The sequence below is a fragment of the Agromyces sp. CCNWLW213 genome, assembly GCF_037199545.1.
Taxonomy (GTDB): Bacteria; Actinomycetota; Actinomycetes; order Actinomycetales; family Microbacteriaceae; genus Agromyces.
On the sequence record NZ_JBBBDX010000003.1, the window covers coordinates 117,915 to 138,378 of the forward strand.

Annotated in this window: 16 protein-coding genes; 7 read left to right on the plus strand and 9 right to left on the minus strand. The window is 72.8% G+C overall.

What is annotated here, in order from left to right; genetic code table 11:
• Nucleotides 1-13: 13 nt before the first annotated feature.
• The 4 genes from WBQ80_RS07825 to WBQ80_RS07840 all read right to left on the minus strand — a co-directional run bounded on the left by WBQ80_RS07825 (nucleotide 14) and on the right by WBQ80_RS07840 (nucleotide 4,312).
• Nucleotides 14-511: a hypothetical protein gene (locus WBQ80_RS07825; RefSeq protein ID WP_336571461.1), complete on the minus strand. Its 498-nt coding sequence runs from the start codon at nucleotides 509-511 to the stop codon at nucleotides 14-16.
• Between the two features lie 131 nt (nucleotides 512-642).
• Nucleotides 643-1,959, minus strand: coding sequence for a 23S rRNA (adenine(2503)-C(2))-methyltransferase RlmN (gene rlmN / locus WBQ80_RS07830; protein WP_336571460.1), 1,317 nt, complete (start codon nucleotides 1,957-1,959; stop codon nucleotides 643-645).
• Nucleotides 1,960-2,101: 142 nt separating this feature from the next.
• Nucleotides 2,102-3,637: a M1 family metallopeptidase gene (locus tag WBQ80_RS07835; RefSeq protein ID WP_336571459.1), complete on the minus strand. Its 1,536-nt coding sequence runs from the start codon at nucleotides 3,635-3,637 to the stop codon at nucleotides 2,102-2,104.
• A 114-nt stretch (nucleotides 3,638-3,751) separates the two neighbouring features.
• Nucleotides 3,752-4,312, minus strand: a complete 561-nt coding sequence (locus WBQ80_RS07840; RefSeq protein WP_336571458.1) for a hypothetical protein — start codon at nucleotides 4,310-4,312, stop codon at nucleotides 3,752-3,754.
• Between the two features lie 303 nt (nucleotides 4,313-4,615).
• Here WBQ80_RS07840 and dnaK point away from each other — a divergent pair, with 303 nt between their 5' ends.
• The 4 genes from dnaK (at nucleotide 4,616) to WBQ80_RS07860 (ending at nucleotide 8,695) form a co-directional block, all read left to right on the plus strand.
• Nucleotides 4,616-6,493, plus strand: coding sequence for a molecular chaperone DnaK (gene dnaK / locus WBQ80_RS07845; protein WP_336571457.1), 1,878 nt, complete (start codon nucleotides 4,616-4,618; stop codon nucleotides 6,491-6,493).
• A 2-nt stretch (nucleotides 6,494-6,495) separates the two neighbouring features.
• Complete coding sequence (locus tag WBQ80_RS07850; protein ID WP_336571456.1) at nucleotides 6,496-7,146, plus strand: nucleotide exchange factor GrpE; 651 nt, start codon at nucleotides 6,496-6,498, stop codon at nucleotides 7,144-7,146.
• A gap of 134 nt (nucleotides 7,147-7,280) precedes the next feature.
• Nucleotides 7,281-8,273, plus strand: a complete 993-nt coding sequence (locus WBQ80_RS07855; RefSeq protein WP_336571455.1) for a DnaJ C-terminal domain-containing protein — start codon at nucleotides 7,281-7,283, stop codon at nucleotides 8,271-8,273.
• Nucleotides 8,270-8,695 (plus strand): heat shock protein transcriptional repressor HspR, encoded by a 426-nt coding sequence (locus WBQ80_RS07860; protein WP_336571454.1) that lies wholly within the window; start codon nucleotides 8,270-8,272, stop codon nucleotides 8,693-8,695. Before WBQ80_RS07855 ends, WBQ80_RS07860 begins: the two co-directional genes overlap by 4 nt.
• 49 nt (nucleotides 8,696-8,744) lie before the next feature.
• Here the strand turns inward: WBQ80_RS07860 and WBQ80_RS07865 are convergent, their stop codons facing one another.
• The 4 genes from WBQ80_RS07865 to WBQ80_RS07880 form a co-directional block, all read right to left on the minus strand.
• Nucleotides 8,745-10,235 (minus strand): cryptochrome/photolyase family protein, encoded by a 1,491-nt coding sequence (locus WBQ80_RS07865; RefSeq protein ID WP_336571453.1) that lies wholly within the window; start codon nucleotides 10,233-10,235, stop codon nucleotides 8,745-8,747.
• 17 nt (nucleotides 10,236-10,252) lie between these two features.
• Nucleotides 10,253-11,026: a hypothetical protein gene (locus WBQ80_RS07870; RefSeq protein WP_337282510.1), complete on the minus strand. Its 774-nt coding sequence runs from the start codon at nucleotides 11,024-11,026 to the stop codon at nucleotides 10,253-10,255.
• A 35-nt stretch (nucleotides 11,027-11,061) separates the two neighbouring features.
• Nucleotides 11,062-12,408, minus strand: coding sequence for an MFS transporter (locus WBQ80_RS07875; RefSeq protein WP_336571451.1), 1,347 nt, complete (start codon nucleotides 12,406-12,408; stop codon nucleotides 11,062-11,064).
• Nucleotides 12,409-12,558: 150 nt separating this feature from the next.
• Nucleotides 12,559-14,328, minus strand: coding sequence for a bifunctional metallophosphatase/5'-nucleotidase (locus tag WBQ80_RS07880; RefSeq protein ID WP_336571450.1), 1,770 nt, complete (start codon nucleotides 14,326-14,328; stop codon nucleotides 12,559-12,561).
• A gap of 246 nt (nucleotides 14,329-14,574) precedes the next feature.
• On the opposite strand from WBQ80_RS07880, the gene WBQ80_RS07885 reads away from it, so the two are divergent.
• Nucleotides 14,575-16,011, plus strand: coding sequence for a M20/M25/M40 family metallo-hydrolase (locus WBQ80_RS07885; protein ID WP_337282511.1), 1,437 nt, complete (start codon nucleotides 14,575-14,577; stop codon nucleotides 16,009-16,011).
• Here the strand turns inward: WBQ80_RS07885 and WBQ80_RS07890 are convergent.
• Entirely contained in the window at nucleotides 15,995-16,468 is a 474-nt protein-coding gene (locus WBQ80_RS07890; RefSeq protein ID WP_336571448.1) for a DUF4383 domain-containing protein, read from the minus strand. The two genes, WBQ80_RS07885 and WBQ80_RS07890, sit on opposite strands and share 17 nt — an antisense overlap.
• Nucleotides 16,469-16,574: 106 nt before the next feature.
• Between WBQ80_RS07890 and WBQ80_RS07895 the strand changes: the two genes are divergently transcribed.
• Together WBQ80_RS07895 and WBQ80_RS07900 are read left to right on the plus strand one after the other, a co-directional pair.
• Nucleotides 16,575-17,708, plus strand: a complete 1,134-nt coding sequence (locus WBQ80_RS07895; protein WP_442892682.1) for a class I SAM-dependent methyltransferase — start codon at nucleotides 16,575-16,577, stop codon at nucleotides 17,706-17,708.
• 61 nt (nucleotides 17,709-17,769) lie between these two features.
• Nucleotides 17,770-20,454 carry an adenylate/guanylate cyclase domain-containing protein gene (locus tag WBQ80_RS07900; protein ID WP_336571447.1) on the plus strand — a complete coding sequence of 895 codons (2,685 nt, stop codon included), beginning with the start codon at nucleotides 17,770-17,772 and terminating at the stop codon, nucleotides 20,452-20,454.
• The last annotated feature ends 10 nt before the right edge of the window (nucleotides 20,455-20,464 follow it).

The window sequence follows — 20,464 nt, forward strand, 5'->3', positions numbered from 1 at the left end:
AGGAGCGGCGCGGTCAGGACAGGTCGGCGACGGACGTCAGGACCTCGGCGGTGCTGACGAAGTACGTGACCCCGTCGGCGTGCACCATCGACGGGACGTAGTTCGCGTCGTAGTCCGCGGGCGCGGTGAGCGTGCCGGGGAACGGTGCGTCGGCCTCGGTCCACCCCGCGGCGAGCAGCTCGGTCCGACGCTCCGCCCACGCCGCATCCGACTCGGGGAGTCGCGCGACCCACAGCGCCACGTCGCTCCGGGGCGCCGCCCAGGTGCAGTCGAGCGCGCCGTCGGCGATCAGGTCCGACGCCGCGGGGCCGAGCGGGAAGGCGTCCTCCTGCAACGCCAGCCCGCTCGAGGCGAGGCGCTCGTACTCGTCGTCCGTCAGGACGTCCTCGCACGTGACCTCGTCGGCCGGTGCGCTCGTGGGGTCGCGGGCCCGGTCGTGGGCGGCGGCGCCGCGGACGTCGTGGGCGAGCCGGGTGCCGGCGTGGCATCCGTTCGGACCTCGGGGGTGCACGCGGTGACGAGCACGGCGACGAGCGCGGCGCCGACCGCTGCGGGCAGGAAGCGGGCGGTCATGGACGAATGGTAGGGCTGCGGCGGGGAGGGCGGCTCAGGAGCAGCCCGGACCGGCGCCGATCGCCGGGTTCACGCCGGCGTCGCGGCGGCGGCGGCCGCATCCTCCTCGGTGGCGACGAGCTGACCGCAGGCGCCGTCGATCTCCTTGCCGCGCGTGTCGCGGATGGTCGTCGGGATGCCGGCGTCGGAGAGCCGCCGCACGAACTCGTGCTGCACGTCGAGATCGGACGCGGTCCAGATCGAACCGGGCGTCGGGTTCAGCGGGATCGGGTTGACGTGCACCCAGCCCCGGCCGCGCTCGTTGAGCTTCTCGGCGAGCAGGTCGGCGCGCCATCCGTGGTCGTTCATGTCCTTGATGAGGGCGTACTCGATCGAGACGCGGCGCCCGGTCTTCTCGAAGTACTCGCGCGCGGCGTCGAGCGCCTCGTCGACCTTCCAGCGCGAGTTCACCGGGATGAGTTCGTCGCGCAGCCCGTCGTCGGGCGCGTGCAGGCTGAGTGCGAACGTGACGGGGATGTGCTCGTCGGCGAGCTTCCGGATGGCGGGCACGAGGCCCACCGTCGAGACGGTGATGTTGCGCGCCGACATCCCGAGGCCGTTCGGCGCGGGGGCGGCCATGGTGCGCACGGCGCGCATGAGGCGCGCGTAGTTCGCGAGCGGCTCGCCCATGCCCATGAAGACGATGTTCGACACGCGGTCGGGCGTGCCGTCGTCGGCTCGCTTGCCGCCCAGCGCGCCCGACGCGATCACGCGGTTCGCCGCGACGACCTGGTCGAGGATCTCGGCCGCCGACATGTTGCGCGTGAGGCCCGCCTGGCCGGTCGCGCAGAACGGGCAGTTCATGCCGCAGCCGGCCTGGCTCGACACGCACAGCGTGATGCGGCCGGGGTAGCGCATGAGGACCGACTCGACGAGCGCGCCGTCGTGCAGCTTCCAGAGGAACTTGATGGTGTCGCCGCGGTCGGTCTCGAGACGGCGCACCTCGGTGAGCAGCGGCGGGAGCAGGCCCGCGACGAGCTCCTCCCGCCCGGCGGCCGGGAGGTCGGTCATGTCGGCGGGGTCGCTCGTCCAGCGCGTGAAGTAGTGGCGCGCCACCTGCTTGAGCCGGAACGCGGGGACGCCGAGCTCCTCGGCCTTCGCCGTCCACTCCTCTGGTGCGAGGTCGGCGAGGTGGGCCGGCGGCTTGCCGCGCTTGGGCGACGCGAACTGGAGCAGCGGGCGCCCGTCGGGCCCCTTGGCCTGCTGCCATCCCTCGGTCTTGGGCCGCACCTGGCGGGGCTTGGTCGAGCGGATGCCGCCGGCCCCCGCCTCGCGAACCGCGCCGTCGCGCGGGGTCGCTGCGGCCTCCGCGGGGCGCGCGGGCGTCTCGGGCGTGTCGGTCGGCATGCCCCCAGCGTACGCGGAGCCGCCCGAGCATCCGCTGGGCGCCCCGCCCGCCCCTCGTTCCGCCCCGACGCGGAGATGCCGCTTCCGCCGGGTCCCGGACGACGGAACCCGGCGGAAGCGGCGACGCGATCCCCAGCGGGCGCTAGGGAAGGGTCCAGGTGGCCGGGGGCTTCACCTGGTCGCGCAGCCAGATGTCGAAGAACTCATCGAGGTCCTGACCCGAGACCTCCTCGTAGATCTGCTGGAAGTCCTCCGACGTGCCCGTCGAGTCGTCGTAGCGCTCGAGCCAGAGGTTCGCGGCCTCGAAGAACGCCTCGTCGCCCACCTCGAGTCGGAGCGCGTGGAGGGTGCCCGCGCCGCGGTCGTAGACCGGGCCGGCGAACAGGCCGAGCGGGCCCGGGTCGCCGATCCGGATCTCCCAGTACGTCGCAGGCCGGTTCAGGTTGTACCAATTGTTGTACGCGGTCTGGGCGGTCCGGATGCCGCGCTCCTCGTTCCACATCCACGTCGCGTAGGTCGCCCAGCCCTCGTTGAGCCAGATGTCCTGCCAGCGCTCGGGACTGACGGAGTTGCCGAACCACTGGTGCGCCAGCTCGTGCGCGACCGTGCCCTCCGACGCCTGGGACGAGTACACCGGCCGCGTCTGCGTCTCGAGCGCGTAGCCCACGCTGTCGTTGTCGACGATCGAGCCGTATTCGACGAACGGGTAGGCGCCGAACTTCGACTCGAAGAAGTCGATCATCGCCACCTGCCGGGAGAGGCTCGTGTTCGTGGTCGCGAGGCGCGCGGCGGTCAGCTTGGTGTCGACGGCGTCGATGATGGGCACCCCGCTCGTCGAGGTGTAGGCGTCGCGCAGGTCGAAGTCGCCGACCGACGCGGTCGTGAGGTAGCTCGCCTGCTGGTCGGGGGCGTCCCAGAACCAGGTGGTCCATCCGTCCGCGGTGACCGGGTCGGCGGCGGGAAGGCCGTTCGCGACCGCGACCTTGCCCTCGGGCACCGTGATCTCGAACGAGTAGGTCGCCTTGTCGGTCTGGTGGTCGCTCACCGGATACCACGTCATCGAGCCCTCGGGCTCGCTCGCCACGATCGCACCGTCGCGAGTGGTCACCCACCCGTAGAGCGCATCCTCGATGTCGGTCGGCCGGGTCGTGGTGCCCCCGTACTCGACGACGACCTCGACGCTCTGGCCCGCCTTGATCTTCGGTCGCGGCTGCACCGTCAGCTCCCAGGTCCGCGCCTCGTCGTCCTGCACGTGCCAGAACGCCGCGCCGTCGACCTCCTCGCCCGCGCCCGGCGGTTCGACGGATACCGCGGGCTTCCCGTTCACCGTCACGGAGTGCACGTCCATGCCCCGCAGGTCGAGGTTGAATCGATCGAGGTCCTGCGTGGCCTCGAGGTCGATGGTCGCGACCCCCTCGAACTCGCCCTCCAGCGGCGCGGGCGCCGGTGCGGGCGGCGTGTAGCGGATGTCGAGGTCGTAGTGCTGCACGTCGTACCCGCCGTTGCCGGCGAACGGGAAGTACTCGTCGCCGACGCCGGCCGAACCCGCCGTGTATCGCGGCCCCGTGCTCTCCGGACCGTTGCCCGGAGCGGCCATCGCCGCCGAGGCGCCGAACGCTCCCACGACCACCATCGCCGCCGTCGTCCCGGCGACCACCCTGAAGTTCCTGCGGACCATGCTCTCCCCTTCGTCCCGGTGGGGGAACCCTAAGCGAGTGCCGCCGTCGCGCAACAGACCTCCGTGCGGAAGACGCACGAATCCTGCGCGTCGCGATGACCGCGCGGCGCGTCGTCAGCTCGCGGGCCGGATCCACTGCGCGAACGTCGGCGCGCTGACGAAGGTCACGGTGCCGTCGGCGACGACCACGACCGGGCTGAGCCCACTGCCCGGCTCGACCGGGCCGGTCCAGGCGCCCGTCACGGGGTCGTCGGTGCGGCGATACCCGGCGGACGTGAGCGCGTCCGTCCACCCGGCCTCGTCGGCGCCGACCTCGGCCTGCCGGACGTGGAGCAGGATGTCCGACTGCGGCTTCCCCCAGTTGCAGGCGAGCCCGTCCTGCTCGGCGATGCGCCGGGCGATCGGATCGGCCGTGTCGAACTCCATCGGCACGAGGCCGTCGGACTCGAGCTGCGCGTACGCCTCGGGCGTCATGAGGTCGTCGCAGGTCGCTGCGGACGTCGCGGGGTCCTCCGTCGGCGTCTCGGTGACGGGCTCGGCCGACGGCGTCGACGCGGGACTCGGCTCGGGGGCGGCGGTCTCGCCGGGGTCCCCGGCGCTGCAGCCGGCGAGTCCGATGGCGATGGCGAGGGCAGCGGATGCCGCGAGCAGGCGCGGCACGACGGTCGAGGTCATGTCGCTCAACGTAGCGGCGCGCGGCCCGGTCGCGCGCCGGTGCGCGCCCTGAGTCCACGCTCGCACACGTCCCCAGCCGCCCGCCGGCGTGCCGCTTCCGCCGGGTGCACGCCGGAGCGTCGAGGTTGAGTCGACCGCGCTCAAGTTTCACCGCGCCGACTTGACATCGATCGGATGCCGCTGCGAGACTTGAGCGGTCGAGGCTCAAGTCTCGACGAGCAGACTTCGGCCGCGGGCGGGCACCGCCGGGCCGATCGCCGGAGGGCAGACATCGCACCCCCCTCGGCAGAAGGAGAGACACACATGTCACGTGCAGTCGGAATCGACCTGGGCACCACCAACTCGGTCGTCAGCGTCCTCGAGGGCGGCGAGCCCGTCGTCATCGCGAACGCCGAGGGCTTCCGCACCACCCCGTCGGTGGTCGCGTTCACGAAGGACGGCGAGGTGCTCGTCGGCGAGACCGCCAAGCGCCAGGCCGTGACGAACGTCGACCGCACCATCGCGTCGGTCAAGCGCCACATGGGCACCGACTGGAAGCGCGAGATCGACGGCAAGCAGTACACGCCGCAGGAGATCTCGGCGCGCATCCTGCAGAAGCTCAAGCGCGACGCCGAGCAGTACCTCGGCGACACCGTGACCGATGCGGTCATCACCGTCCCGGCGTACTTCAACGACGCCGAGCGCCAGGCCACCAAGGAGGCCGGCGAGATCGCGGGCCTCAACGTGCTCCGCATCATCAACGAGCCCACCGCGGCCGCGCTCGCGTACGGACTCGACAAGGGCAAGGAGGACGAGCTCATCCTCGTCTTCGACCTCGGCGGCGGCACGTTCGACGTGTCCCTCCTCGAGGTGGGCAAGGACGACGACTTCTCGACCATCCAGGTGCGCGCCACGGCGGGCGACAACCGCCTCGGCGGCGACGACTGGGACCAGCGGATCGTCGACCATCTCATCAAGCGCTTCAAGGACTCGACGGGCGTCGACGTCTCGAAGGACAAGATCGCCCTGCAGCGCCTGAAGGAGGCCGCGGAGCAGGCCAAGAAGGAGCTCAGCTCGAGCATGAGCACGAGCATCCAGCTGCCCTACCTCTCGCTCACCGAGAACGGCCCGGCGAACCTCGACGAGACGCTCACGCGCGCCCAGTTCGAGAACATGACGAGCGACCTGCTCGACCGCACCAAGAAGCCCTTCGAAGACGTGATCCGCGAGGCCGGCATCAAGGTGTCGGACATCGCCCACGTCGTGCTCGTCGGCGGTTCGACGCGCATGCCCGCCGTCTCCGAGCTCGTGAAGAAGGAGACCGGTCAGGAGCCCAACAAGGGCGTGAACCCCGACGAGGTCGTCGCCGTCGGCGCGGCCCTCCAGGCGGGCGTCCTCAAGGGCGAGCGCAAGGACGTGCTGCTCATCGACGTCACCCCCCTGAGCCTCGGCATCGAGACCAAGGGCGGCATCATGACCAAGCTCATCGAGCGCAACACCGCCATCCCGACCAAGCGCAGCGAGACGTTCACGACCGCCGACGACAACCAGCCGTCGGTCGCCATCCAGGTGTTCCAGGGCGAGCGCGAGTTCACGCGCGACAACAAGCCGCTCGGCACGTTCGAGCTGACCGGCATCGCCCCGGCCCCCCGCGGCATCCCGCAGATCGAGGTCACCTTCGACATCGACGCCAACGGCATCGTGCACGTGTCGGCGCGCGACAAGGGCACGGGCAAGGAGCAGTCGATGACCATCACCGGCGGCTCGAGCCTCCCGAAGGACGACATCGAGCGGATGGTGCGCGACGCCGAGGAGCACGCGGCCGAGGACAAGAAGCGCCGCGAGTCGGCCGAGACCCGCAACCAGGCCGAGCAGCTCGTCTACTCGATCGAGAAGCTGATCAAGGAGAACGACGAGAAGCTCCCCGCCGACGTCAAGAACGAGGTGCAGGGCGACGTCGACGCGCTCAAGACGGCGCTCGCGGGCGACGACGACGACGCGGTGAAGTCGGCGTTCGACAAGCTCAACCAGTCGCAGGGCAAGCTCGGCGAGGCGATCTACGCGCAGGGCCAGCAGGCCGACGCGACCGCCGGCGCCAACCCCGGTGAGGACGCCAACCCGTCCGGCTCCGAGGGCGCCGAGTCCTCCGACGAGGACGTGGTCGACGCCGAGGTCATCGACGACGAGGACGAGAAGAAGTAACCATGGCTGCCGATGAGGACCGGAACCACGACGAGCCGATCATCCGCGACAAGCGGCGGATCGACCCCGAGACGGGTCAGGTTCGCAAGCCCGGCGCCGAGGGGTCCGAACCGGCGACGGATGCCGCAGCCGACGCTGCTGCGGCATCCGCTGCCGACGAGCTCGACGAGGAGTCGATCGACGAGGAGACCCTCACGGTCGACGACATCCTGAACGCCGCGCAGGCCGAGGTCGACGACCCGACGGCCGAGCACCTCGCCGACCTCAAGCGGGTCACCGCCGAGTACGCGAACTACCGCAAGCGCACCGAGGCGAACCGCGAGATCGAGCGCGAGCGCGCGATCGGCGCGGCCGTGGCCGTGCTGCTGCCCGTGCTCGACGACCTCGACCGGGCCGAGAAGCACGGCGACCTCGAGGGCGACACGCCGTTCGCGACGATCGCGGCCAAGCTGCGCGCGTCGGTCGAGAAGCTCGGCCTCACGCCGTTCGGCGAGGTCGGCGAGCCGTTCGACCCGCAGCGCCACGAGGCGATCTTCCAGCAGCACTCCGACGAGGTGGAGGTCGACACGGTCGGCGACGTGGTCGAGACCGGCTACCTGCTGGGCGGCACGCTGCTGCGGGCGGCGAAGGTCGTCGTGAAGACGCCCGCCTAGCGAACGTGCGGGTCGAGGAGCGGCGCCGGCCGCGTCTCGAGACCCCCTCGTCCGAGGTCTCGAGACGCTCCCGGCTCAGCCGGGTGCTCCTCGACCCGCAGCCGGACCACTAGATTTCGAGGAAGGAGGCGCCGATGGCCAGCCAGGATTGGTTCGACAAGGACTTCTACGCGATCCTCGGCGTCTCGAAGGACGCGAGCGACGCCGACATCAAGAAGGCCTACCGAAAGCTCGCGCGCAAGTACCACCCCGACCAGAACGCCGGGGACGCCGCATCCGAGGCGAAGTTCAAGGAGATCAGCGAGGCGCACTCGGTGCTCTCCGACCCCGAGGAGCGCAAGGAGTACGACGCGGTCCGCGCCATGGGCCAGGGCGCGCGGTTCACCGCGCCCGGCGGCGGCGCCGGCGGCTTCGAGGACGTCTTCGGCGGCATGTTCGGCGGTCCCGGCGGGCGCGGTGGCACGCGGTACACCTCGACGCAGGGCGCGCAGTACGACGACCTCCTGAGCGGCCTGTTCGGCGGAGGCCGCTTCGGCCAGCCCACGGGCGGCTACGGGGGGTTCGGCGGACCGACGCGCGGCCGCGACGTCACTGCGACCACGACGCTCGACTTCGTCACCGCGACCAAGGGCGATCGCATCACGCTGCAGACCGCCGACGGCCGCGAGATCACGGTCAACGTGCCCGCGGGCGTGGCCGACGGCCAGAAGATCCGCCTGCGCGGCAAGGGGCACCCGTCTCCCGACGGCGGCGAGGCGGGCGACATCGTCCTCACCGTGCGCGTGCGCAAGCACCCCGTCTTCGAGCGCGACGGCCTCAACCTCCGCGTCAACGTGCCCGTCACCTTCGCCGAGGCCGCACTGGGCGCGACCATCCAGGTGCCGACCCTCGGCGGTGAGCCGGTGAGGCTGCGCGTCGCACCCGGCACCCCCAGCGGGCGCGTGCTGCGCGTGAAGGGCCGCGGCGTCGAGACGAAGAAGGGCACGGGCGACCTCCTCGCCGTCGTGCAGGTCGCGGTCCCGTCGCACCTGTCGAAGGAGTCGGAGGAGAAGCTGCGCGAGTTCGCCGCGCTCCTGCCCGACGAGAACCCCCGCGAGGACCTCCTCGCCAAGGCGAGGGGCGCATGATGCAGGTCGACGGCGAGAGCCCCCTGTTCGTGATCTCGGTCGCGGCCGAGCTCGCCGGGATGCACCCGCAGACGCTCCGCCAGTACGACCGCATGGGGCTGGTCTCCCCGAAGCGCACCGCGGGCAAGTCCCGCCGCTACTCGATGCGCGACGTGGCGCAGCTCCGCGAGATCCAGCAGCTGTCGAGCGAGGGCGTGAGCCTCGAGGGCATCCGGCGCGTGCTCGGCCTCGAGAACGAGGTCGCCGACCTGCGCCAGCGCGTCCGCGAGCTCGAGCGCGCGCTCGCCGACGAGATGCTCAACCGCCCGGGCCGGCGCGTGTTCGCGGCCGGAGCCGAGGGCGAGGTGGTCTCGCTCAAGGCCGGCACGCGCGTGCGCCGCGAGAACGCCGTCGTCGTGTGGCGGCCGCTCGAGCGGGGCTGAGGTCCCCGGGTCGGGCGGGTCGCGTCCCTCGACCACCGGCGACCGCCCTTCAGTCCGGCGCCGGCCCGAATCCCTCGCTGTCGCGATCGCGAGCGGCCTCCTGCGCGACGACCGCGTCGCGGTCCGACAGCCGCCGGAGCCCGGCGAGCGGCTGCGCCATCCGGTGGTTGCCGCGCAGTCGGGGCTCCGCGCGGTCGAGGAACGCCCAGTATCCGGCGGTGACCGGGCAGGCGTCGGGACCCAGGCGCACCTTGGGATCGAAGCGGCATCCGCCGCAGTAGTCGGTCATCTTCGAGATGTACGCGCCGCCCGCCGCGTAGGGCTTGGTCGCGACGACCCCGCCGTCGGCGTGCTGCGACATCCCGACCACGTTCGCGGGCATGACCCACGGCGTGCCGTCGACGAACGCGCCCGCGAACCAGTCCGTGAGGGCGGCCGGATCGACCGCGCGCTGCAGCGCCCAGTTGCCGAGCACCATGAGCCGCTGGATGTGGTGCGCCCAGCCGCGGGTGCGCACGTCGTCGAGCGTGTGCCGGATGCACGCCGCGTCCACGCCGGAGGTGTCGAGCGCCGCGAACGGGCGGGGGACGGGCCGGGTCGACTCGAGGCGGTTGTTCGAGCGCGTGTAGTCGGGGCCGAGGTGCCAGTAGAGGTGCCACATCCAGTCGCGCCATCCGATCACCTGCCGCACGAAGCCCTCGACGCTCTGCAGCGGCGCACGCCCGGCCGCGTGCTCGGCGGCGACGCGTTCGGCGAGGGCGAACGGGTCGATGAGGCCGAGGTTGAGCGGCACGCTGAGCAGCGAGTGCGCCATGACCCAGTCGTGGGTGAGCACCGCGTCCTCGTACGGGCCGAAGTCGCCGAGGCGCGACCCGATGAAGTCGGCGACCGCCTGCTCGGCCTCGGACTCCGTGACCGCGAAGCGCCGGGGGCCGTCGTCGCCGATGAGCTGCACGTGCCCGTCGGCCTGCCACCGGTCGAGGTCACGGCGCACCTCGCGGTCGAGGTCGTCCTCCTCGGGCCACCACGGCTCGGGCAGGCCCAGGGTGACGGCGCCCTTCGGCGGGGGCTGCCGGTTCTCGCGGTCGAGGTTGAAGCGCCCGCCCTCGGGCTCGGGCCCGCGCATCAGGATGCCCGTGCGCTCGCGCGTCCAGCGGTAGAAGTCCTCCATGCGCGGCCGACGACCCTCGCGCGCCGCCATCCACCCGGCGAAGTCGGCCTCGGAGGTGACGAAGCCCCGGCTCGGCAGCATCCGGATGCCACGGCGCCGCAGGGCCGCCCTCGCGGCCCACGACACGGGCGCGATCGCCTCGAGGTCGTCGCGCCCGTCGACGGCGTCGCCGAACCGCTCCACCTGATGGAACTCCACGCGGTCGCCGAGCTCGGCGGCGCGGTGGCGGATGGCGGAGAGGTAGAGGTGCGCCTTCCGCCGGTGCATCGGCCGCCGGCCGAACGCCGAGCGGGCCTCGACGAGCAGCATCGGCCCGCCGTCGTCGAACTGCGATCCGAGCTGCTCCGCGAAGATCCACCGGACGGTCATGGACGAGTCCGCTCCGCTCAGCGACCCCAGGCCGACGGAGGAGCCGGCACGACGGGCACGGGTGCGGTCGACCACCACGCGCCGTAGCCGTAGTGGCTCTCGGCCCACGGCGAGGCCCAGACGGCCCGCGCCGTGGCATCCGCCGACGTGCCCGCCTCGAGCGCGGCGACGATGTCGGCGTAGAAGGTGCGCTTCTGCAGGTTGGACGCCGCGTACCGGGCGGCGTCGACGAGGGTTCCGTAGCTGCCGAGGCCGCTGCCGCCGCCCGACCCGTAGCCGTTGTTGAGCGGGTTGTTGCGGTTCCACCAGTTGTCGGGGCCGTTCTCCTCGCGCATCCACTCGACCATGAACCTCACGTTCTCGTCGGTCACGGGCCAGTCGCCGAACACGAGCACGAGCTTCGCCCAGTCGTAGTTGGTGCCGGATGCCACGAGCGTGTCGGGTCCGGTCGCCGTGGCGTAGCTCTCGCGGGAGACGCCCGCGACCGCGAGGTCGCCGGGGACGGCGTAGTCCTGCACGTCGCCGTGGAACGGCGACACCGAGGTCGACGCGGGGCCCGCGAGGGCGATCGACGGCCGCGGGAGCGGCGCGAGTGCGACCGTCGCGAGCATGCCTCCCACGGCGGCGACCGCCGCGAGCGCCGCGATGCCCCGACGCCGCGCCAGGCGGGGCCGATCGGCGCGCTCCGCCCGGTCCGCGGCCCGGCGTCCTCCGCGCACACGAGCGGGGCGCCGCGCGGTCGCTCGAACGGCCGCGCGACGCTCCCCCTGGTGCTGCGCCGGATGTCGCATCGGGGGCCGAGGGTAGCAAACCCGGCTGGACGTCGTCAGCCGCGGCGTCGTGCCGTGGCGCGTCGCGCCCAGAGGACGACGGGCACGAGCAGCAGCGAGAGCAGTCCCCCGACGACGGACAGCGTCGCGTAGTCGGTGGCGGCGAGCACGAGTCCGGAGAGCGCGCTGGCGCCCGCGCCGGCGAGGGCGATGAGCACGTCGATCGAGCCCTGCGTCCTGGCCCGGTGGGTCGGCGAGGTGGCGTCGACCACGAGCGCGGTGCCCGCGATGAGGCCGAAGTTCCAGCCGAGGCCGAGGAGGACGAGGGCGGTGATGAGCAGGCCGAGCGAGTCGCTCGGCGCGAGCGCGGCGACCCCGCCCGCCAGCAGCATCGTCACGGCCGCGGCGACCGCCATCGGGATGCGGCCGATCCGGTCGACGAGCACGCCCGTCACGAGCGAGGGCAGGTACATGGCGCCGATGTGCAGGCCGATGACGATCCCGACCGCCGAGAGCGCGTGGTCGTGCACCCGCATGTGCACGGGCGTCATCGTCATGATGGCGACCATGCTCGCCTGCGTGAGGATCATGATCGTCGCGCCGAGCACGACGCCCGGCGCGAACCGGTCGCCGCCGCGACCGCGGGCGGGTTCGGCCGCGATCCGGGTGGCGGATGTCGCGGGGGAGTCCGGTTCCCGGGTGGCGTCCGGGCCCGCGGCGGTGGCGGGCGGCGGCTCGGGGTCGAGGTGCTGTGCGACGAGGAACGGGTCGGGCCGCAGCAGCGCGAACAGCACGCTGCCGGCGGCGAGGTACGCGAGCGCGGCGAGGAGGAACGGTCCCGCCAGCGCGGGGATGCCCAGCGTGACGGCGAGCGTTCCGAGCGGCTCGACGAGGTTGGGGCCGGCCACCGCGCCGAGCGTGGTCGAGACCATCGCGACGCTGACCGCGGTGCCCCGCTGGGTCGGCAGGGCGAGGTCGGTGCCCGCGTACCGCGCCTGCAGGTTGGTGGCGGTGCCCGCGCCGTACACGAAGAGGGAGACGAACAGCAGCGCCACGTTGCCGGTGACCGCGGCGACCACGACGCCGACGGCGCCGGCGCCGCCCGCTGCGAAGCCGAGCCCGAGGCCGGTGCGGCGGCCGCGCCGCTGGGTGATCCGGCCGACGAGGAACGCGGTGAGGGCGGATCCGAGCGTGAACAGCGCGGCGGGCGCGCCGGTGACGCTGTCGGAACCGAGCATGTCTCGCGCGAGGAGCGCGCCGACCGTGATGCCGGCCGCCAGTCCGGCGCCGCCGAGCACCTGGCTCGCGACCACCACCGCGAGCGTTCGGCGCTGGACGCGGCGCCGCACGGCCTCGTCGGTGCCGATCGCGCGGGCGAGGCCGACGAGGTCAGTCGTTGGCATAGGGCGAGCGTACTCGCGGCACGGACCGTGCCGCCGCGAAGGGCGCGTACCGAGCGGACTCGATACGCGCCCTTCACGTGCTCCTCGGCCCGGGTGTCGTTTCCGCGCCCTTAAGGTGCTCGTCGATCCCCGGTGCGAACCGCTCGAGGGTCAGCCGACGGGCACGTCGCCGATCGTCAGCCACCAGGACTCGTCGGCGAAGTCGGCGGGATCGATCACGCCGCGCTCCTGGGCCCAGTCGATGAGCAGCTGGCGGATCTCCTTCTGCTCGTCGTACACCACCGGCGCCGACGCGATGTGCGGGAACCCGCCGCCGCCCGACCGACGGTAGTTGTTCACGGCGACCACGACCTCCTGGTCGTCGGCGAGGGGCGTGCCGTCCGAGAGGACGAGGTCCTCGATGCGCGAGCCGACCGGCTGCGACAGGTCGATCTCGTACTCGACGCCCGCGACGATGTCGAGGTTGTAGTCGGGCGTTCCGGCCGCGCCCGTGTGCACCTCGGGATCGAACGTGCCGCCCACGGGCACCTGGGCGTAGTACTTCGCCGAGTACTCGAGGTAGTCCTCCACCTGGGCCCCGGTCATGGTGACCGCCTGCAGCGTGTTGTCGTAGATGTAGAGCCCGGCGATGTCGCGCACGGTCACGTCGCCCTGCGGGAAGACGGCGGTGCGGCTGAACGGCGCGGCGATCGAGAGCACGGGCAGGTCGGCGTACGCCGTGCCCGCGAGTGAGCTCGCCACGGCATCCGTCTGCACCTGCTGGATGAAGTCGATGATCGCCGTGTCCTCGTAGCGCGAGGTGACGGCCGAGAGCTCCTCGGTCGACTGGGCCACCACCTGGTTCACGTAGGCGACCGTCGTGGCGTGCTGGTCGGCGACGAGGTCGACGATCTCGGGCGACTCCGGGTAGGCGGCGGTGCGGATGGCGGACGCCTCCGCGTCGGCGACATCCCACTGCCCCTTCGCCTTCTCGAGCGACAGGTCGACGCGCGTCACCGTCGAGCCCCAGCGGTAGGGCTGCGTGAGCAGGACCTCGTCGCCCGTGACCTCGTTGACGACGACCTCGCTCGGCCTGTCGAGGTGGGTGTGGCCGACGACCATGACGTCGATGCCCGGCACCCGGCGGGCGATGTCGGCCGTGGCGTTCTCGGGCGGCGCGATCGACTCGTCGTACGACGACGGGCCGTTGCCGGAGTGCGAGAGCACGACGACGACGTCGGCGCCGGCGGCGCGCACCTTCGGGACCCACTCCTCGGCCGCGTCGACCATGTCGCGGAACTCGAGCTCGCCCTCGACGTTGGCCTTGTCCCAGATCATCGAGCCCGGCGTCGTGAGGCCGAGGATGCCGACGGTGACGGGCTTGTGCCCCTTCACCTTCTTCGTGACGAGCGTGTACGGGTCGAACGCGGGCTCGCCGGTCTCGGCGTCGAGCACGTTCGCCCCGAGGAGCGGGAAGCCGAGGTCGTCCTCGTAGGCGCCGAGCAGGTCGAGGCCGTAGTTGAACTCGTGGTTGCCGAGGACCTGCGCGTCGTACCCGATCGCCGCGTAGGCGGCGGCCATCGGATGGTCGGCGCCGGTCTCGTGCACCGGTTCCTGCACGGCGTAGTAGTAGCTCAGCGGCGTGCCCTGGATGGCGTCGCCGTTGTCGACGACGAGCAGCCGGTCGTCGCCGACCTCGGCGCGGACCTCGTCGACGACCGAGGCGACCTTGGCGAGGCCCACCGAGTCGCCGGCGCGGTCGCTGTAGGCGCGATCGCTGAAGTAGTCCCAGTTCAGCACCCGGCCGTGCAGGTCGGTCGTGGCGAGGAGGGTCAGGTCGAGGTCGTGCGCCTCGTTCGGCGCGGCGGCGGCCGGCAGGACGGCACCGCTGCCGAGGAGGAGGGCGGCGGTCGCCGCCGCTCCGAGGAGTCGGGTCTTCACGTGTGGGGGTTCCTCTCGCAGTCGTGACGGTGGGCGGTCGCCCGCCCGGGCACACGCTGCCACGGCGGTTCCCCGCGGGTGAACGGTCGCGGACGGACGCGCGTCGGGCGATCATCGCGCCGACCACCGACGATGCGGAAGATCTTGACGGCCCGGACCCCGGTCCGGTACGCCCCGTCCGTACCGCGCGCTCGCGGCCGGGTCAATCCCGTGCCGCGGCGCTGGTGACGTGCCTACCGTGACGCTGTGGGTCGGGCGACGGATGCGGCGGAACGGAGCAGGAGCTTCGTGGCGGCGCAGCGCTCGCGGTTCGTCGAGGAGCTCGCCGAGTGGGTGCGCATCCCCTCGGTCGCAGGGGACCCGGACCGGGCGGAGGCGATGCGCTGGTCGGCGGCGCACCTCGCGGCCAGGTTGCGCGCCGTCGGCTTCCCGCGGGTCGAGGTCTGGCCGCAGGGCGAGACCTTCGCGGTGTTCGGCGAGTGGATGCCGCACCCGGGCGGGCCCACGGTGCTGGTCTACAGCCACCACGACGTCCGCACCGTGCATGCCGAGGACTGGAAGGAGACCGCGCCCTTCGAACCCGCGGTCCGCGACGGCGTGATGTTCGGCCGCGGGTCGTCCGACGCGAAGGGCCAGGTCGCGGCGCACCTCCTGGGCCTCGCCGCGCACGTCGCCGTCGACGGCGGTCCGGCGGTCAACCTGCGGTTCGTGGTCGACGGCGAGGAGGAGCTCGGTTCGCCGCACCTCGCGGATCTCCTCGAGGCGCACCGGGATGACGTGGCGGCCGACCTCGTGGTCTACTCCGACACGCTCCTCGCGGACGCCGAACGGCCGGCGGTCTGCACCAGCGTCCGCGGCATGATCGGTGCGACGCTCACCGTCCATGGACCGGACGTGGACGTGCACAGCGGCACGGTCTCGGGCACCGCGCCCAACCCGATCCACGACCTCGCGGCGGTCATCGCCGATCTGCACGACGACGAGGGCCGCATCGTCGTGCCGGGCATCGGCGACGTGCCGTCGCCCGATGAGCACGATCGCGACGAGTTCGACGGGCTCGGGCTCCGGCCGGAGGATTGGGCCGAGCAGACCGAGACGGCCCGCGTGGTCGGCGACGGGGAGCACTCCCTGCCCCAGCGGCTCTGGGCCCGGCCCGCGATCGAGGTCATCGGCATCACCGGGGGAGACACCGAGGGACTGCCGCGTTCGGTCATCCCCGCGACCGCGAGCGCCGACCTGAGCATCCGATTGGTGGGCGACCAGGACCCGCAGGCCGTGGCCGCGCACCTCGAGGCGTGGATGGCCGACCGGTTGCGCGGCATCCGCTACGACCTCGAGTTCGACCACCTCACCGCGGAGGCGCCGTATCGGACGCCCGAGCACCCGGCGCTCGACGCGCTCGCCGCGGCCATGGCCGTCGGCTTCGACGTCGACCCCGACGAGGTCGGACGCATGGGCAACGGCGGCGGCGGTCCCGCGGCCCTCGTCGCCCGTGCCACGGGGGCGCCCGTCGTGTTCTTCGGCACCGGCCTGCCGAGCGACCGGTGGCACGCGCCCGACGAGCGCGTGCGGCTCGACGTGCTCGAGCGCGGCGCCCTCACGCTGGCGGAGTTCTGGCGCCGCGCGCCCGGCGCCCTCACGGGGGCGCCGGACACGGACGACGCCGTCAGCGACGGTCGTTGACGGCCGGCCGGGCAGTGCCGACCCGGCGGCCGAGCAGGACGCCGAGCAGGATCATGCCGACCGCGAGGACGAAGTGCAGCCAGTCGTCGGCGGTGTTCATGGGCACGAAGTTCGCGACGCTGTCATCGGCGATGAACAGGCCGTACAGCCAGAGCAGCGCGTAGACGGCTCCGCCCCAGATGAGGTAGTTCCTCGCGCCGCCGGACGTGCGTGCCAGTGCGACGCCCGCGACCCCGAAGAGCAGGTGCACGATGTTGTGCAGGATGGACACCTGGAACACCCCGAGCAGCAGCGCCCCGGACTCGTGTCCGGCGAACTGCATGACGGCCACGTCGGTGGTCACCCCTGGGATGAATCCGGCGACCCCGACGACGAGGAACACGATGCCGACGATGAGCGCGGCCTTCTGGACCGGCGTCTCCGCGTAGCGGACCCCGGCCCGATCGTTCACGGTCATGATTGCCTCCTTCTCCGCGATGGTCCGGCGGTCGTCGTCCCGCCGACAGGGGCTTGACGGCGCCCGACGATCGTGGGCCGCCCGGACCCGCCCGGTACCATCTGGTGTGGCCATCGACCTCGGCGCCCTGCGGCGGTTCCCCGACCTGGAGGGGCCGGGTCTCATGGCGGCGGATGCCGCGGACCGGCTGATCCTCGACGAGGCCGCCGACGCGCTCGCCGAGGTCGGCGCGACGCCGGGCGCGGTCGTCGCGATCGACGACGCCTACGGCGCGCTCGCGCTCGGGGCCGTCGATGCCGGTGCTCGGGGCGTGCGCGTCCATCAGGACCCGATCACGGCGGAACGGGCGCTGGCCGCCAACGCCGAGCGGCTGGGCGTGCCCGACGGCGACCGCCCCCGCAGCGTGCCCCTCGACGCCGGGCTCGTCGAGGACGCCCGCGTGGTCCTCATGCGGCTGCCCAGGTCGCTCGACCGGCTCGACGAGGTCGCCGCGCTGGTCGCCCGGTCCTGCGCTCCCGACGTGCGCGTCTTCGCGGGCGGCCGTCTGAAGCACATGTCGCTCGCGATGAACGAGGTGCTCGGCCGCCGGTTCGGTCGCGTGGACGTGTCGCACGCGCGGCAGAAGTCGCGCGTGCTCGTGGCGTCGGCGCCGATCGATCCGGCGCCGGCCTCCGGCGGGTGGCCGCGCGAGGGACGCGATGCCGAGCTCGGCGTCACGGTCGTCGCCCACGGCGGCGTGTTCGCGGGCACGTCGGTCGACATCGGCACGCGATTCCTGCTCGGCGTGCTGGCCGGCGCCGTCCCGGATGCCGCGAGCGCCGTCGACCTCGCGTGCGGGTCCGGGGTCGTCGCGGCGTGGCTCGCGCGCGAGCGGCCCGGGCTCGTGGTGCGCGCGTCGGACCGGAGCGCCGCGGCCGTGGCATCCGCCGCCCTCACCGCCGCCGCGAACGACGTCGCCGGACGCGTGCACGTGACGCGCGCGGACGGCCTCGAGCACCTGCACGACGCGAGCGAGCGCCTCGTCGTGCTGAACCCGCCGTTCCACTCGGATGCCGCGGTGCACACGGGCATCGCGACGCACCTGTTCGCCGAGGCCGCACGCGTGCTCGAGCCCGGCGGCGAGCTGTGGTGCGTGTGGAACTCCCACCTGCGGTACCGGCCGCTCCTCGAGCGGATCGGGGGCGAGACCCGGCAGATCGCCCGCAACGCGAAGTTCACGGTCACGGCGTCGGCGCGCTGAATCCGCCCCGCCGCCGGGCGCGGGGGATGCGGCGGAGCCGTCGTCGTGCCACCCTCGAAGGGTGACCACCACGGCGTCGCGAAGCCGTCGTCGTCTCCCGACGGGGACGGTCACCTTCCTGTTCACGGATGTCGAGGGATCGACCCGCCTGGTGCAGGCCGCGGCCGATCGCTGGCCGGCGCTGCTCGCCGAACACGACCGCATCGTCCGGGAGGCCGTCACGGGGAGCGCCGGCACCGTCGTGAAGACGGAGGGGGACGGCTTCTTCGCGGCCTTCGGATCGGCGGTGGACGCCGTCCGGGCCGTCGTCGACGCGCAGCGCGCGATCGCCGCGCACGAGTGGCCCGCCGGACTCGCGGTGAAGGTGCGCATGGGACTGCACACGGGGCTGGGCATGCTCGGCGGCGACGACTACGTCGGCATCGACGTGCACCGTGCCGCCCGCATCGCCGCGGCTGCGCACGGCGGCCAGGTGGTGCTCTCGGCGGCGACCGCGGCGCTCGTCGACCACGGACTCCCCGACGGCGTCGCGATGCACGACCTCGGGCGGCACCACCTCCGGGACCTCTCGCAGGCCGAGCGGATCTTCCAGCTCGACATCGACGGACTCGAGCGCATCTTCCCGGCGCTGCGCTCGCTCGGGGTCGTGCCGAGCAGGCTGCCCCTGCCGGTCACGCACTTCGTCGGTCGCCGCCGCGAGAGCGCGCGCGTGCGCGCGCTGCTCGAGTCCTCGCACGTGGTCACGATCACGGGCACGGGCGGCACGGGGAAGACCCGGCTCGCCCTGCAGGTCGGCGCCGAGATCGGCGCTCGGTTCCGGGACGGTGCGTTCTTCGTCGACCTCGCGCCGGTCGACGATCCGGACGTCGTCCCCTCACAGGTGCTCCGGTCGCTCGGCGAGGACTCGGCACCCGGCAACCGGCCGCCGCGCGAGGCGCTCCTCGACCGGCTCGCGGACCGGGAGATGCTGCTGATCCTCGACAACTTCGAGCAGGTCATCGGCGCGGCGCCGGTCGTGGCCGACCTCGTGGCGGCATCGCCCGCGTCCCGATTCCTGGTGACCTCGCGCGGCCCGCTCCGCATCGCCGCCGAACAGGAGATGCCGCTCGAGCCCATGGGCCTGCCCGACCGGCACGACCCCGGCGCGGCGACCGTCTCGGACGCGGTCGCGCTGTTCGTCGACCGGGCGATGGCGGTGCGACCGGACTTCGCGGTGACGCCCGAGAACGTCGAGGCGGTCTCAGAACTGGTGCGCGGCCTGGACGGCCTCCCGCTCGCGATCGAGCTCGTCGCCTCGCGCGTCCGGCTGCTGCCCGTGAACGAGATCCTGGCGCGGCTCGACCCCGCGCGCCCCGGCACCGGGACCATCGACCTGCCCGAGCGCCAGCGCACGATCGAGGGGGCGATCGCGTGGAGCCACGACCTGCTCGATCCGCCCGTGCGTCAGCTCTTCGCGAGGCTCGGCGTCTTCGCGGGCGGCGCCGACCTCGAGCAGATCGAGCGCGTCTGCGACGACGTCGAGGTGGACCTGCTCACCGGGCTCGCCGAACTGGTCGACCAGGGGCTCCTGCGCCAGGTCCCGGCGCCCGGCGGCCGGGCCCGGTTCCGGACCCTGCACGTGATCCGCGAGGTGGCCCTCCTGAAGCTCGAGGCCGGCGGCTCGGCACCGGACGTCCACCGCCGCCACCTGGAGGCGTACGTCGCCTGGGCCGAGGAGATCGCCCTGCACGTGCTCGGCGAGGACCGCTCGGAGTGGCTCGACCGGTTCGATGCCGACCACGACAACGTCCGCACCGCGCTCGACTGGGCGGCGGTGCACGGCGAGACGGACTCGGCCCAGCGCCTCGCCGCCGCCTCGTGGCGGTTCTGGCAGTCGCGCGGCCACCTGCACGAGGGCCGGAGCCGGCTCGAGACCGTCGTCGCGCTGCAGGGCGGCGAGCCGCTGCACCGGGCACGGGCGCTCGAGGCCCTGGGCGGCGTCTACTGGTGGCAGGGCGAGATCGACCGCTGCGTCGCGCCGTACCGCGAGGCGCTCGCGATCCAGCGCGAGTTCGGCAGCCCCGCGGACATCGCCAACGCGATCTACAACGTCGCGATCGGGCAGTCCGTGGCGGCCGCCTCGGCGGGCATCACCGACGAGGTCCGGCGTGAGGTGTTCGCCCTCTACGACGAGGGGGAGGCGATCTACCGCGGACTCGGCGACGACGACGGGCTCGGCAACATCGCCTGGGGACGCGGCCAGTCCGTCGCCGACCTCGAGGACGACCGGACGGGCGCGCTCGCGCTCTTCCACGAGAGCATCGAGCACTACCGACGCGCCGGCGACGAGTTCGGCATGGGCTGGGGCATGTTCGAGGTCGCCGTCTTCAGCGCCCAGATGGACGACCTCGAGACGGCGTGGGACTACCTCGAGCAGGGACTCGAGCTCTTCACCCCGCACCGCGACGTGTCCGCGGTCGTCATGTTCCTCTCGCTCGCCGCGTCGCTCGCGCAAGCCGCCGGCGACGAGGAGCGAGCGGCTCGGCTCCTCGGCGCCGCGCGCGGACTCAGGAACTCGTCGGGTGCCAAGATCGTCGACCACGAGGTGACACGGATCCGGGGACTCTCCATCGACGAGCTGGACCCGACGAGCGAGGACCTCGCTCCGCAGTACCGGGCGGGCCTGGCGATGGACCTGCCGCAGGCGGTCGCCTTCGCGCTCGGGCGCGACGTCACGGGGGACGTGCGATCGGCCCCGAGTCCGTGACAGTCTGGAA

Excerpts from the sequence above, each read along its gene's own strand:
- rlmN (WP_336571460.1), bottom strand. The coding sequence starts at position 1,959 with ATGCCGACCGACACGCCCGAGACGCCCGCGCGCCCCGCGGAGGCCGCA.
- WBQ80_RS07835 (WP_336571459.1), bottom strand. The coding sequence starts at position 3,637 with ATGGTCCGCAGGAACTTCAGGGTGGTCGCCGGGACGACGGCGGCGATG.
- WBQ80_RS07840 (WP_336571458.1), bottom strand. The coding sequence starts at position 4,312 with ATGACCTCGACCGTCGTGCCGCGCCTGCTCGCGGCATCCGCTGCCCTC.
- dnaK (WP_336571457.1), top strand. The coding sequence starts at position 4,616 with ATGTCACGTGCAGTCGGAATCGACCTGGGCACCACCAACTCGGTCGTC.
- WBQ80_RS07850 (WP_336571456.1), top strand. The coding sequence starts at position 6,496 with ATGGCTGCCGATGAGGACCGGAACCACGACGAGCCGATCATCCGCGAC.
- WBQ80_RS07855 (WP_336571455.1), top strand. The coding sequence starts at position 7,281 with ATGGCCAGCCAGGATTGGTTCGACAAGGACTTCTACGCGATCCTCGGC.
- WBQ80_RS07860 (WP_336571454.1), top strand. The coding sequence starts at position 8,270 with ATGATGCAGGTCGACGGCGAGAGCCCCCTGTTCGTGATCTCGGTCGCG.
- WBQ80_RS07865 (WP_336571453.1), bottom strand. The coding sequence starts at position 10,235 with ATGACCGTCCGGTGGATCTTCGCGGAGCAGCTCGGATCGCAGTTCGAC.
- WBQ80_RS07870 (WP_337282510.1), bottom strand. The coding sequence starts at position 11,026 with ATGCGACATCCGGCGCAGCACCAGGGGGAGCGTCGCGCGGCCGTTCGA.
- WBQ80_RS07875 (WP_336571451.1), bottom strand. The coding sequence starts at position 12,408 with ATGCCAACGACTGACCTCGTCGGCCTCGCCCGCGCGATCGGCACCGAC.
- WBQ80_RS07890 (WP_336571448.1), bottom strand. The coding sequence starts at position 16,468 with ATGACCGTGAACGATCGGGCCGGGGTCCGCTACGCGGAGACGCCGGTC.